1 protein-coding gene is annotated in these 255 nt (G+C 45.5%); it reads left to right on the forward strand.

Annotated elements, in window-relative coordinates:
* Positions 1–255 (forward strand): DDE-type integrase/transposase/recombinase (locus ACO0KZ_RS20555; protein WP_422998665.1); only part of this gene is annotated, 255 nt, incomplete at both ends.

Consider the following 255-nt stretch of genomic DNA (forward strand, 5'->3'; position numbering starts at 1 on the left):
TAAAGGCAGGTTCTCAGCAAGTGCTCGCTTCTAAACCAGAACAAGTCTGGGTCGCCGATATCACCTACATACCGACAAGTGAAAAATTTGTTTATTTAAGTTTGGTGACCGACATCTACTCAAAAAATATTGTCGGGCATCATGTTCACGCCAGCCTGCAAACAGAGGAAGTGAGTGTAGCCTATCGACGTGCGCTGCGTGGCAAAAGTAGCATGTCCGATCTAATACACCACTCAGATCGAGGCATTCAATACT

The sequence above is a fragment of the Undibacterium sp. Di24W genome (genome assembly GCF_049340325.1).
Taxonomy (GTDB): Bacteria; Pseudomonadota; Gammaproteobacteria; order Burkholderiales; family Burkholderiaceae_D; genus Undibacterium.